Raw genomic sequence first — 12,652 nt, 5'->3', positions numbered from 1 at the left:
GAGACTACTTGCCGGGGCGGCGCCGCCCGGCGTGTGTGATGATCTGCGCTGTGCGGCACTACAAATCGCCTTTCCTTTCCGGCGCGGCTGCCGTCTTGGCCGGCGTGCTGGCGGCCGCCGCGATGCTCGGCGGGCCGATGCCGAAGGCGCAGGCAGACGATTGTCCCAATGTCGAGCTCGTCTTCGCTCGCGGAACCGCTGAACCGCCCGGTATGGGCCGGGTCGGCGACGCGCTGGAGGCCGCGCTGCGGCCGGCCCTGGGCGCCCGCAGCCTGGGCGTGTACCCGGTGAACTATGCGGCCAGTTACAACTTCCTGACCACCGCCGACGCGGCCAACGACGCGCGCGACCACATCGGCTGGATGGCCGACCAGTGCCCGAAAACACGGATCGTGCTGGGCGGCTTCTCGCAGGGCGCCGCCGCGGTATCGATGCTGGCAGGGGTGCCGCCGCTGGGCAACAGCGTCGGTGACTTCGGGTCGGCGCCGCAGCTCGATCCGGTGCTCGCGGACAGAATCGCCGCGGTCGCGGTGTTCGGGAATCCCGGCATCCGCTTCGGTGTCCCCTTGTCGTCGACCGGCCAGTTCGCCGGCCGCGCGATCGACCTGTGCAGCCCCGGTGACCCGGTCTGCACCGTCGGCGGCCGCGACCGGCTTGCGCACCGGGATTACGAGGAGCCGCCGTACCCCGGACAGGCGGCCGGGTTCATCGCCGGACGGGTTTGACCCGCGGTGAGATACTGCGTGGATGCCCGCCCTCAGCCCACTGGACAGCGTCGAGGCAACAGCACGGCGCCGCGGTGGTGACCTGGTCGAGCTGTCCCACGCCATCCACGCGCATCCCGAGCTGGCATTCGGCGAATATCGCAGCTGCGCCAAGACGAAAGAGCTTGTTACGCAACGCGGTTTCGAGCTGTCCCCGGTCGCCGGTCTGGAGACCGCGTTCCGCGCCGACTTCGGCAGCGGGCCGCTGGTCGTCGGCATATGTGCCGAATACGACGCGCTGCCCGAGATCGGCCACGCCTGCGGCCACAACATCATCGCGGCCGCGGCGGTGGGAACCGCCCTGGCGCTGGCCGAGGTGGCCGACGAACTGGGGCTGACCGTGGCCCTGCTGGGCACTCCCGCCGAGGAATCCGGCGGCGGCAAAGCGCTGATGCTGCGGGCCGGAACGTTCGACGACGTCGCGGTGGCCGTGATGGTGCACCCGGGGCCCACCGACATCGCCGGGGCCCGGTCGCTGGCGCTGTCGGAAGTCAACGTGCGCTACCGGGGCAAGGAGTCGCACGCCGCGGTTGCACCGCACCTGGGCCGCAACGCCGCCGACGCGGTGACGGTCGCGCAGGTGGCCATCGGACTGCTGCGTCAGCACCTGGCGCCCGGGCAGATGACGCACGGCATCGTCACCGAGGGCGGCCAGGCGGTCAACGTCATTCCGGGGCAGGCGGCGCTGAAGTACGCGATGCGCGCGGTTGAGTCCGACTCGCTGCGCGAGCTGGAGGGCAGGATGTATGCCTGCTTCTCCGCGGGCGCGCTGGCCGCCGGCTGCGAGTACGAGATCGAGGAGGCCGGGCCCCCGTACGCGGAGCTGCGGCCCGACCAATGGCTGGCCGACGTGTGCCGCGAGGAGATGCGCAGGCTCGGACGTGAACCGGTGCCGGCCGCGGTGGAGGCGGCGCTGCCGTTGGGCAGCACCGACATGGGTAACGTGACCCACGTGCTGCCCGGTATCCATCCGGTGATCGGGGTCGACGCCGGTGGCGCGACCGTGCACCAGCGCGCCTTCGCGGCCGCGGCGGCGGGGCCCAGCGCCGACCGGGCGGTGGTCGAGGGAGCGATCATGCTGGCCCGCACGGTGGTCGCGCTCGCCGCTGATCCGGGTGAGCGGGACCGGGTGCTGGCGGCTGCGCAGCGCAGGGTGGCCGCATCGTGAGCCTGGTCGACAGCGCTGAATCGTGGCTGGCCGCCCACTACGACGACCTCGTCGACTGGCGCCGGCACATCCACCGTTATCCCGAGCTGGGGCGTCAGGAGTTCGCCACCACCCAGTTCGTCGCCGAGCGGCTGGCCGATGCCGGGCTGAACCCGAAGGTGCTACCCGGAGGAACGGGACTGACCTGCGATTTCGGCCCCGAGCATCAGCCGCGCATTGCGTTGCGTGCCGACATGGACGCGCTGCCGATGGCCGAGCGGACCGGCGCGCCGTACGCCTCGACGATGCCCAACATCGCCCACGCCTGCGGTCACGATGCGCACACCGCGATCCTGTTGGGAACCGCGCTGGCACTGGCGTCGGTGCCCGAACTGCCGGTCGGGGTGCGGTTGATCTTCCAGGCTGCCGAGGAGCTGATGCCCGGCGGTGCGATCGACGCGATCGCGGCCGGCGCGCTCACCGGGGTGTCGCGGATCTTCGCACTGCACTGCGATCCCCGGCTCGAGGTCGGCAAGGTTGCCGTGCGGCTGGGGCCCATCACCTCGGCGGCCGACCAGCTCGAGATCACGCTGTATTCCCCCGGCGGGCACACCTCACGCCCGCACCTGACCGCGGATCTGGTCTACGGGCTGGGCACCGTGATCACCGGGCTGCCCGGTGTGCTGTCCCGTCGCATCGACCCCCGCAACAGCACGGTGCTGGTGTGGGGCGCGGTCAATGCGGGCGTGGCACCCAACGCGATTCCGCAGTCCGGTGTGCTGGCCGGCACCGTGCGCACGGCCAGTCGGCAGACCTGGATCGACCTGGAGGCAATCATTCGGGAAGCCGTCGCCGGCCTGTTGGCGCCGCTGGCCATCGAGCACACGCTGCAGTACCGGCGTGGGGTGCCGCCGGTGGTCAACGAGGACGTCTCGACCCGCATCCTCACTCACGCCATCGAAGCCGTCGGCCCCGATGTGCTGGCCGATACCCGGCAGTCCGGTGGCGGCGAGGACTTCTCCTGGTACCTCGAAGAAGTGCCCGGGGCGATGGCACGGCTGGGCGTGTGGTCGGGCGACGGGCCGCAACTTGACCTGCACCAGCCGACGTTCGACCTCGACGAGCGCGCGCTGGCCATCGGCGTGCGGGTGATGGTCAACATCATCGAGCAGTCCGCGGCTTTCTGAGCCGCGGGCCGACCCCGCCGCGAACGTGCACAGTTGTACGGCGACACGCGGCGCTGGCTGGCACTTTGCGCGCCCTCGGCAACTGAATTGTGCCCGACCGGTGGCACCCTGACGATAACTCGCATGAGTACCGAACTCGACCGCCTGCTGGAGGCGCAGGGTGGCGTCGTGACTGCTGCTCAGGCGTTGACGCTTCTTACCCGCCGCGGGCTCGACACGCACCTGAAGGGCGGTGCACTGCAGCGGCTTTGGTACGGAATCTACGCCCGCGACGACACCGCGGCCATCCGTCTGCGCGGCCTGGACTTGGTCACCGGCACGACCGTAGCGGCCTGCATGGGTACCGCGGCGGCGGCCTACGGTTTCGACACCGAGCGGACCGCGGACCTGCACGTGCTCAACCCCGACGGTCGACAATTGCGATCGGTCAAGGGCCTGGTGGTGCATCGTCGCGAGGGTGCGCCGCTGACGGTGTTCGCGGGACGTCCGGCGACGACGCCCGAGTGGACGGCAATCGAGGTAGCCCGCGGATTGCGCCGGTCCCGGGCACTCGCAACCCTGGATGCCGCCCTGCGCAGTAAGACTTGTAGCCGCCAGCGCCTGATCCGGACCCTTGACCTGCAACGCGGCCGTCGCGGCATCATCACTGCCCGCGAAATGCTGGCTCTCGCTTCGCCATTGGCCGAGTCGCCGATGGAGAGCGAGGCCCGGTTGGTCATGCTCGACGGCGGATTGCCGCCGCCGGTGCTGCAGTACGAAATCGTGGACCTGAACCGCCGGGTCTGGCGGCTGGATTTCGCCTGGCCCGAGTTCTGCGTCGCAGCCGAATACGACGGCGTCGACTGGCACAGCAGCCCCGACGCATTCCGTCGAGACCGCATGCGTGCGGGGGCTCTGCAGGATCTGGGCTGGTTAGTCGTCCCGATCATTGCCGCGGATGTCAGGCATCAACCCGCACAACTCGTTCGCCGGATCGAGTCGCGACTCGAGCGCGCGAAAGCCGCTTAACCTGAGCGCGAGCGTGCGCAGAATGCCAGTCGCGGCGGCGTGTCGCTGTACAACTGTGCACGCTCGCGAGCGAGAGCAGGCGAGCAGCAGCACTACTCCTGGGTGCTGGGCCCCGGGCCGATATTGCGGGCCGGCCGGGTGCGCAGGTCGTGCACGTAATCGGCGGGCGCCCCGGCGATTTCGGCGGCGTCGGCCATCACACCCAGATACTGGGCCGACGGGAGACCACCCTCCCAGCCGTCCAGTACGTACAGCCAGGCGAGCACCGGGTCGATGTCGGTGTCCGACGATTCGCGCTCCACCCGGCAGCGGATCTTCTTGTGGACGCCGAACTCCGATCCCTCCCACCGGTCGAGGTTCATCTCGTCGGCCGGTGTCATGTCGTAGAGCACGACGAACACCCGCGAGCCCGGGTCTTCGACGATGGTGGCCAGCGCGCCTTCCCAGCCGATGTCCTCGCCGCCGAATGTCAGCCGCCACCCCGGCAACCAGCCAGTTCCGGCCATCGGCGAGTGCGGTGCACGCTTGAGCATCTGCTCGGGATGCATGTTCGACCCGTAGGCGGCGTAGAGCGGCACGGGGAAAGCTTAAACGCCCCGCTGCAAAGAGCATCGCCGCCGGACTAGGTTATGGGCTGTGGTGACCCGCATCGTGATCCTCGGTGGAGGCCCGGCCGGCTACGAAGCGGCCCTGGTGGCGGCCAACGCGCAACCCGGCTCGGTGGATGTCACCATCATCGATTCCGACGGCATCGGCGGCGCGGCCGTGCTGGATGACTGTGTGCCGTCCAAGACCTTCATCGCGTCCACCTGGCTGCGCACCGAGCTGCGTCGCGCGCCACGGCTGGGTTTCGAGATCGACATCGACGACGCCAAGATCCTGCTGCCGCAGATCCACGACCGGGTCCGCAACCTTGCCGCGGAGCAGTCGGCGGACATTGCCGACCAGCTGCGCAGGGTGGGCGTGCAGTTGGTTCACGCACGCGGCGAACTCATCGATCCCACTCCTGGCCTGGCCAGGCACCGGCTGCGGGCGACCGCTCCGGACGGGACCGTCACCGAGCACGACGCCGACTTCGTGCTCATCGCCACCGGTGCCAGCCCACGGATCATGCCGTCCGCGCAACCCGACGGTGAGCGCATCCTCACCTGGCGCCAGCTCTACGACCTCGAGGAGTTGCCGGAGCACCTCATCGTGGTCGGCTCCGGGGTCACCGGCGCCGAATTCGCACACGCCTACACCGAGTTGGGAGTGCCGGTGACGGTGGCGGCCAGCCGTGACCGGGTACTGCCCTACGAAGACGCCGACGCCGCCGCCGTGCTGGAAGAGTCGTTCGCCGAACGCGGCGTCAATCTTGTCAAGAACGCACGGGCCGAGTCGGTCACCAGGACCGGCAATGCGACTGGTCAAGGCGTGTTGGTGACGATGACCGACGGCCGCACCATCGAGGGCAGCCACGCGCTGATGACCATCGGCTCGGTGCCCAACACCGGCGGCCTGGGCCTGGAACGCGTCGGCATCGACCTGGGGCCCGGCGACTATCTCAAGGTCGACCGGGTCTCGCGAACGTCGGTGCCCGGCATCTACGCGGCCGGGGACTGCACCGGCCTGCTGCTGCTGGCCTCGGTGGCGGCCATGCAGGGCCGCATCGCGATGTACCACGCTCTGGGCGAGGGCGTGAACCCGATCCGGCTGCGCACGGTGGCGGCGACCGTGTTCACCCGGCCCGAGATCGCCGCGGTCGGTGTCCCGCAGTCTGCCATCGACGACGGCTCGTTCAGCGCGCGCACCATCATGCTGCCGCTGCACACCAATGCCCGGGCGAAGATGTCCGGTCTGAGGCAGGGCTTCGTCAAGATCTTCTGTCGCAAGTCCACCGGCGTGGTGATCGGCGGCGTGGTGGTCGCGCCCATCGCCTCAGAGCTGATCCTGCCGATCGCGGTGGCCGTGACCAACCGGATCACGGTCAACGAGTTGGCCCAGACGCTTGCCGTTTACCCGTCGTTATCCGGTTCGATCACCGAGGCCGCCCGCCGCCTGATGGCGCATGACGATCTGGACTGAAGCCCGACTCAACAGCCGCCGACGAACTAGCCTGGTTGGGCGAACGCCCACCGACAAGTAAACCGACAGGAGTCCATCGTCGTGAGCAACCCGATTCAAGCACCGGAGAGCGCTCAGACCTGGGTGGCTTCCTCGCTGGGGCCTCAGCAACGTGCGTTGGCCTGGGAGCGACTGGGTGCCGAGCAGTTCGACGTGGTGGTGGTCGGCGGCGGTGTGGTGGGCTCCGGATGCGCGCTCGACGCGGCCACCCGCGGCCTCAAGGTCGCGCTCGTCGAAGCCCGTGACTTCGCGTCGGGCACCTCCAGCCGGTCGTCGAAGATGTTCCACGGGGGCCTGCGCTATCTCGAGCAACTCGAGTTCGGGCTGGTGCGCGAGGCGCTCTTCGAACGCGAGCTGTCGCTGACCACGCTGGCACCGCATCTGGTCAAGCCGTTGCCGTTCCTGTTCCCGCTGACCAAGCGCTGGTGGGAGCGTCCCTACATGGCGGCCGGAATCTTCCTCTACGACACCCTCGGCGGAGCGAAATCGGTTCCCGCGCAGAAGCATCTGACCCGCGCCGGTGCCCTGCGGCTGAGCCCCGGACTCAAGCGCAGCTCCCTGATCGGCGGCATCCGCTACTACGACACCGTGGTCGACGACGCCCGCCACACCATGACCGTCGCGCGCACCGCCGCACACTACGGCGCCGTGGTGCGGTGTTCCACCCAGGTCGTCGCACTGCTGCGCGAGGGCGACCGGGTGACCGGGGTGCGGGTGCGCGACTCCGAGGACGGGTCGGTGACCGAAGTCCGTGGGCACGTGGTGGTCAACGCGACCGGAGTCTGGACCGACGAGATTCAGGCGTTGTCCAAGCAGCGCGGGCGGTTCAAGGTGCGCGCATCCAAGGGCGTGCACGTGGTGGTGCCCCGCGACCGCATCGTCAGTGACGTCGCGATGATCCTGCGAACCGAGAAGTCGGTGATGTTCATCATCCCGTGGGGCAACCACTGGATCATCGGCACCACCGACACCGACTGGAATCTCGATTTGGCCCACCCGGCCGCCACCAAGGCTGACATCGACTACATCCTCACCACCGTCAACGAGGTGCTGGCCACCCCGTTGACGCATGCCGACATCGACGGCGTCTATGCCGGGCTGCGCCCGTTGCTCGCGGGGGAAAGCGATGACACCTCCAAGCTGTCGCGCGAGCACGCGGTGGCGGTGCCGGCGGCCGGTCTGGTCGCCATCGCCGGCGGCAAATACACCACGTACCGGGTGATGGCAGCCGACGCGATCGACGCGGCGGCCGAATTCATCCCGGCGCGGGTGGCGCCGTCCATCACCGAGAAGGTGCCGCTGATGGGCGCCGAGGGCTACTTCGCCCTGGTCAACCAGACCGAGAATGTCGGTTCGCTGCAGGGGCTGCACCCCTACCGGGTGCGCCATCTGCTGGACCGCTACGGTTCGCTGATCGGCGGTGTGCTGGGTATGGCAGCCGGCAATCCCGATCTGCTCGGCCCGATCAAGGACGCGCCCGGCTATCTGAAGGTGGAAGCCGTTTACGCCGCCGCGGCCGAGGGTGCGCTGCACCTCGAGGACATCCTGGCCCGCCGGATGCGCATCTCCATCGAGTACTCACACCGCGGCGTCGACTGTGCCCGCGAGGTGGCCGAGCTGGTGGCGCCGGTGCTCGGCTGGAGCGCTGACGACATCGACCGCGAGGTCGCCAACTACAAGGCGCGGGTCGAGGCCGAAGTGTTGTCGCAGGCTCAGCCGGACGACGTGTCGGCCGACGAGTTGCGGGCCAGTGCACCCGAGGCGCGCGCCGAGATCCTCGAACCGGTGCCACTCAACTGAGCAATTGAGGACCTTCCCAGGACCTTCGAGGACCGAGGTCACTAGCGGTCGGTCGGTGGCCAGGGTCAGCATGAGGGCGTGAAACGACGTTCCGTGAGCGCTGTCCTGGGATCGGGCCTGGCTGGTTTGGCGGGTTGGGACCTATGGCAGCGCCGCCACACCATCCTGCGCAACTACCCGATCGTGGGCCACCTGCGTTTCGTCCTCGAGGCGGTCGGGCCCGAGCTGCGGCAGTACATCGTCACCGACAACAACGCCGAACGGCCGTTCAGCCGCGATCAGCGTCGCTGGGTGTACACGTCGTCGAAGATGAGCAACCGGTACTTCGGCTTCGGCACCGACAACGATCTGGAACGCGTCCACAACTACCCGATCATCAAGCATGCGGCGTTCCCGGTCTCGGCCCCGGACGGTGAGCCCAGCCACCCCGATCCGAAGCTGCCGTTGCCGGCGGCCAAGGTGCTCGGGGGGGCGCGCAAGCGCGCCAAGGCTTTTCGTCCGTCGTCCTTGATCAACGTGTCGGGGATGAGCTTCGGGGCGCTCGGGGGCGCGGCCATCACCGCGCTGAACCAGGGCGTGGCGCTGGCCGGTGCCATGCAGAGCACCGGTGAGGGCGGGGTGTCGCCGTATCACCTGTGCGGTGGCGACCTGATCTGGCAGATCGGCACCGGGTATTTCGGCTGCCGCAATGGCGACGGCACCTTCAGCCTGCCCCGACTGGTGGCCCGGGTGGCCGCCACCCCGTCGATCCGGGCGATCGAGATCAAGCTGAGCCAGGGCGCCAAGCCGGGGTTGGGCGGCATGCTGCCCGGTGCCAAGGTCACCGAAGAGATCGCCCAGATCCGCGGCATCCCGGTCGGGGTCGACTGCAAGAGCCCGGCCGGGCACTCGGCGTTCGGTGACGTCGACGGCCTGCTGGAGTTCGTCGAAACCATCGCCGATGCCACCGGGCTGCCGGTGGGCATCAAGTCGGCGGTCGGAGAAGACGCGTTCTGGCCCGAGTTGGCGGCGCGGATGGCGCAAACCGGCAGGGGCGTCGACTTCGTCACCGTCGACGGGGGCGAGGGCGGCACCGGCGCCGCGCCGCTGGTTTTCAGCGACCACGTCGCGTTGCCGTTCAAGTGGGCGTTCCCCCGGGTCTACCGGGCCTTCGCCGAACAGGACCTGCACCACGACGTGGTGTTCATCGGCTCGGGCAAGCTCGGAATCCCGGAGAACGCCCTGCTGGCGCTGGCGCTGGGCTGCGACATGGTCAATGTCGGCCGCACCGCGATGTTCGCCATCGGGTGCATTCAGGCTCAGCGCTGTCACACCGGGCGCTGCCCGACCGGAGTCGCCACCCAGTCGGCGTGGCTGCAACACGGCCTTGATCCGGCGCTCAAGTCGGTGCGCTGCGCCAACTATCTGGCCACCTTGCGCTTCGAGCTGTTGTCCCTGGCCCGGGCGTGCGGTTACCCGCACCCCGCCCTGGTTCCGCTGAACGCCATCGAGATGCTTGACGTCGACCTGCAGTCGGTCCGGGCAGACGTGTTGTTCGGCTACCAGCCCGATTGGGGTCTGCCCGGACCGTCCGGCTTGGTCGACACCGGGCTGCGCTGATCCACGCCGCGCGCCGAGATCGACGGCGTGAACAGCTTGCGATACCGGGCTTCAGGGTAGGGACCCGCGACGTCAACGCCTTCCATCAGCATTAGCAGCGTGAAGTACCGTGGACGGGGAGGAGTTTCAGGCGGTGATTTTCCGCTCGATTGTTGTCACCCGAGGAATCGGTTCCGGACCCTTCTCCGATAGTTCACCGGGCAATACCCCGTCAAGGATGGATATTCGTCCCATACTGAAAGGGGGACGCGCTGCGAATCGCTACAGACTGTCGGATCTCCTGCCGATCAGACGTGTGAACGGGAGTTCCCGATTTCCCGCCGCTTGACCGCTGGCCTGCACAGGTGATCGACGAGGTCGGCTATCGGGACACGGCGACCGCGCCGAAGCAGAACCTGGCCCCGTAATAAGTACTCAAATCAGTGTCGGTTTGCAGCCTCGCCAAACCCACGGCGGCGATAATTGCCGGCCTCATTTGATTCCAACGCAACAGCTTTGTTGTTTGACTTTCCCGCTACTCACTGGGCTACGCAGAAGTAGCGAAGTCAACCAGCGGAGCCGTCTTGGAGGCAGCGCTGCCAGCGCATTGGGCCTCTAACCTGGACGTTGACGAGCTTGTCCAGAATGAGAACACTTGTTCAAACGAGTTTGCACACAGCTTCTCGGTCACGCGGCACCGCTTCAACCCAACTAACGTCAGCCTCTGCCACCGGTGTGTGACACGGATCATAATGAGGCGACGTTGGCAACTGAGCGAGAGATCAGTCGTTTCGACTATAGGGCCATATCGAAAATTGCATTGGCCGGGCGTGCTCGACTTTGTGTCGAACAGATCAAATCTTCGATCCTTCCCTCCCAACGTGGTACGTGTTGGATACACTTTTCAGTCGGATGTGGCAACATAGCCACCTTTCCGACACATCACAGCCGTGCTGCCAGGCAAAGGTGCCGCGCAACGTATTTGCCGTCGATGTCGTTGTTGGTAATGGTAGGGCAGCAAACGGTGAAAACTAGTTCCGGGGTGCTGGCACCGGATTGGCCGGCAAGAGGCTGCGCGCCCCGGTGAAGACGGGAGTCTCGATGAGCGACACGGACAGACAGATCCATCATCCGCTGGACCCGCTCGATGAGACCGAATTCGACAGGACCGTAGCAGTCCTGCGCCGCGACCAGGACGTCGATGGTCAGCGGTGGAGATTCGCCTCGATCGAATTGGACGAGCCCGGCAAGAAGGAACTTGCGTTGTTCGAGGACGGCGGGAATGCTCCCGACCGTCGCGCGGTGGCCGTTGTATTCAACCGTGAGACCAACCAGACGTATAAGGCGCGCGTCTCGCTGTCCGACGACACAGTCCTGTCGTGGACGTATCTGCCCGGCGTCCAGCCGAACTGCACCGTTGATGAATGGAACGAGGCAGGGCAGCTGCTCCTCAATCACCCGGATGTCCTGGCCGCTCTGGGCCGCCGCGGCGTCACTGACGTCAGCAGCGTCCTGATGGACATATGGACCTATGGCGAGGCTCTGATTCCCGAAGCCTTCCGTGACCGTCGCATCGCCTGGTCCGACACTTGGGTCAAAGCGCCCGGTGGAGCGAATTACTACGCGCACCACCTCAGGGGTTTCCACTGCATCGTCGACCTGAACGCCATGCAGCTACTGAAGATTGAGGAAGGCACGCCGTTAGAGTTCCCGGAAGTCATGGGTGAATACCTGCCCGAACATGTTCCCGATCGGGTACTGGTATCCAGTGCGAGAACATCATTGAAGAAGCTGGAGATAGTTCAACCGGACGGACCGTCGTTCACCCTCGCCGGCAACCTTCTGCAGTGGCAAAACTGGTCTCTGCGAATCGGTTTCAACTATCGGGAGGGCTTGACGCTGCACACGGTCACCTACAACGACAACGGCCGCGTGCGTCGCATTGCTCACCGTATGTCTTTCGCTGAGATGGTGGTGCCGTACCGGGACCACAGTGACGACCACTACCGGCGTACCGCGTTCGACATCGGCGAGTGGGGTCTGGGGTTCATGACGACCTCACTGGCGCTGGGTTGTGATTGCCTGGGTGAGATCCGTTATCTGGATGCGGTTCTGCACAACAGCAAGGGCGAACCGTACACGATCAAGAACGCCATCTGCATCCACGAAGAAGACAACGCTGTTCTGTGGAAACACGTCGACCACGAAAGTGGTTCCGAGGTCAGGCGGATGCGCCGCTTGACCGTCTCTTTCCACGTCACGGTCGCCAATTACGAATACCTCGTGTACTGGCGCTTCTACCAGGACGGCAGCATCGAGTGCGAAGTTCGGGCGACCGGCCTTATGGTGACCACTCATCTTGCCGAGGGTGAGCCACATCCGCATGGAACTCTGGTGGATCGGTTGACCTACGCGCCCTACCATCAGCATTTCCTCACTGCGCGACTGGATCTCGACATTGACGGAGCGGAGAACACCGTCTACGTCAGTGAAACCGAGGTGGTGCCGACCGGGCCGGACAATCCGTACGGCTTGTCACTTCGGCAGCGAAACACCGCTTTGCGCAACGAAGAGGAGGGCAAGCAGGATTACAACTGGGAGACTCAGCGGGCCTGGCGGGTGGTCAATGAGAATGTCATGAACGGCCTTGGCACACACCCGTCGTACAAGCTGGTCCCCGGCGCTGTGATCCCGTCGATGTTTGACCGCGATTCGGCGGTGTTGCGGCGCGCGGAAGTAATCGCTCACACCGTCTGGGTGACGCCGAACCGACCCGATGAGCGTTGGCCCGCAGGAGAATTCGTTAATCAGAGTGGACCCGGTCGGGGCCTACCCGAGTGGACGGCGACCAACCGCTCGATCGACAACACCGACGTGGTGCTCTGGTATACCTTCGGGATCCATCATATTCCGCGCCCGGAGGACTGGCCTGTCATGCCGGCCGACGTGGTGTCGTTCTGGCTCAAGCCGGTGGGATTCTTCGATCGCAATCCAGCCTTGGATGTCGCGCCGACGTCACCGGCGTCGTGTCATCCCGGCGTTCAGTGATTCCGGCGACCCGAATC

The 12,652-nt window shown here is 66.7% G+C and carries 8 protein-coding genes and 1 pseudogene; 8 read left to right on the top strand and 1 reads right to left on the bottom strand.

Annotated elements, in window-relative coordinates:
- Positions 1-122: 122 nt before the first annotated feature.
- The 4 genes from AC5Y7D_RS19680 to AC5Y7D_RS19665 all read left to right on the top strand — a co-directional run bounded on the left by AC5Y7D_RS19680 (position 123) and on the right by AC5Y7D_RS19665 (position 4,106).
- The gene (locus AC5Y7D_RS19680) at positions 123-725 is read left to right on the top strand and encodes a cutinase family protein (protein WP_499926945.1); all 603 of its coding nucleotides are present in this window, start codon (positions 123-125) and stop codon (positions 723-725) included.
- A gap of 22 nt (positions 726-747) precedes the next feature.
- The gene (locus tag AC5Y7D_RS19675) at positions 748-1,932 is read left to right on the top strand and encodes a M20 family metallopeptidase (protein ID WP_499926889.1); all 1,185 of its coding nucleotides are present in this window, start codon (positions 748-750) and stop codon (positions 1,930-1,932) included.
- A complete protein-coding gene (locus tag AC5Y7D_RS19670) occupies positions 1,929-3,098 on the top strand; it encodes a M20 family metallopeptidase (protein ID WP_499926887.1) in 1,170 nt (389 codons plus the stop codon). Before AC5Y7D_RS19675 ends, AC5Y7D_RS19670 begins: the two co-directional genes overlap by 4 nt.
- A 123-nt stretch (positions 3,099-3,221) precedes the next feature.
- The gene (locus AC5Y7D_RS19665; RefSeq protein WP_499926884.1) at positions 3,222-4,106 is read left to right on the top strand and encodes an endonuclease domain-containing protein; all 885 of its coding nucleotides are present in this window, start codon (positions 3,222-3,224) and stop codon (positions 4,104-4,106) included.
- 92 nt (positions 4,107-4,198) lie between these two features.
- Here AC5Y7D_RS19665 and AC5Y7D_RS19660 read toward each other — a convergent pair whose 3' ends face one another.
- Positions 4,199-4,684 (bottom strand): gamma-glutamylcyclotransferase family protein, encoded by a 486-nt coding sequence (locus AC5Y7D_RS19660; RefSeq protein ID WP_499926882.1) that lies wholly within the window; start codon positions 4,682-4,684, stop codon positions 4,199-4,201.
- Positions 4,685-4,742: 58 nt separating this feature from the next.
- Here AC5Y7D_RS19660 and AC5Y7D_RS19655 point away from each other — a divergent pair.
- The 4 genes and pseudogenes from AC5Y7D_RS19655 to AC5Y7D_RS19640 all read left to right on the top strand — a co-directional run.
- A pseudogene (locus AC5Y7D_RS19655) lies at positions 4,743-6,229 on the top strand (NAD(P)H-quinone dehydrogenase); the annotation flags it as partial.
- A 22-nt stretch (positions 6,230-6,251) separates the two neighbouring features.
- Complete coding sequence (locus AC5Y7D_RS19650) at positions 6,252-8,009, top strand: glycerol-3-phosphate dehydrogenase/oxidase (protein WP_499926880.1); 1,758 nt, start codon at positions 6,252-6,254, stop codon at positions 8,007-8,009.
- 78 nt (positions 8,010-8,087) lie between these two features.
- Positions 8,088-9,608 (top strand): FMN-binding glutamate synthase family protein, encoded by a 1,521-nt coding sequence (locus tag AC5Y7D_RS19645; protein ID WP_499926878.1) that lies wholly within the window; start codon positions 8,088-8,090, stop codon positions 9,606-9,608.
- A 1,080-nt stretch (positions 9,609-10,688) separates the two neighbouring features.
- Positions 10,689-12,635: a primary-amine oxidase gene (locus tag AC5Y7D_RS19640; protein ID WP_499926944.1), complete on the top strand. Its 1,947-nt coding sequence runs from the start codon at positions 10,689-10,691 to the stop codon at positions 12,633-12,635.
- Positions 12,636-12,652: the final 17 nt, after the last annotated feature.

This window comes from Mycobacterium sp. NGS49 (assembly GCF_059812565.1).
This window is presented reverse-complemented; position numbering and strand designations above follow the sequence as displayed.

Coding starts and splice junctions, on each gene's coding strand:
- AC5Y7D_RS19680 (WP_499926945.1), top strand. CDS start 123: ATGCTCGGCGGGCCGATGCCGAAGGCGCAGGCAGACGATTGTCCCAAT.
- AC5Y7D_RS19675 (WP_499926889.1), top strand. CDS start 748: ATGCCCGCCCTCAGCCCACTGGACAGCGTCGAGGCAACAGCACGGCGC.
- AC5Y7D_RS19640 (WP_499926944.1), top strand. CDS start 10,689: ATGAGCGACACGGACAGACAGATCCATCATCCGCTGGACCCGCTCGAT.
- AC5Y7D_RS19665 (WP_499926884.1), top strand. CDS start 3,222: ATGAGTACCGAACTCGACCGCCTGCTGGAGGCGCAGGGTGGCGTCGTG.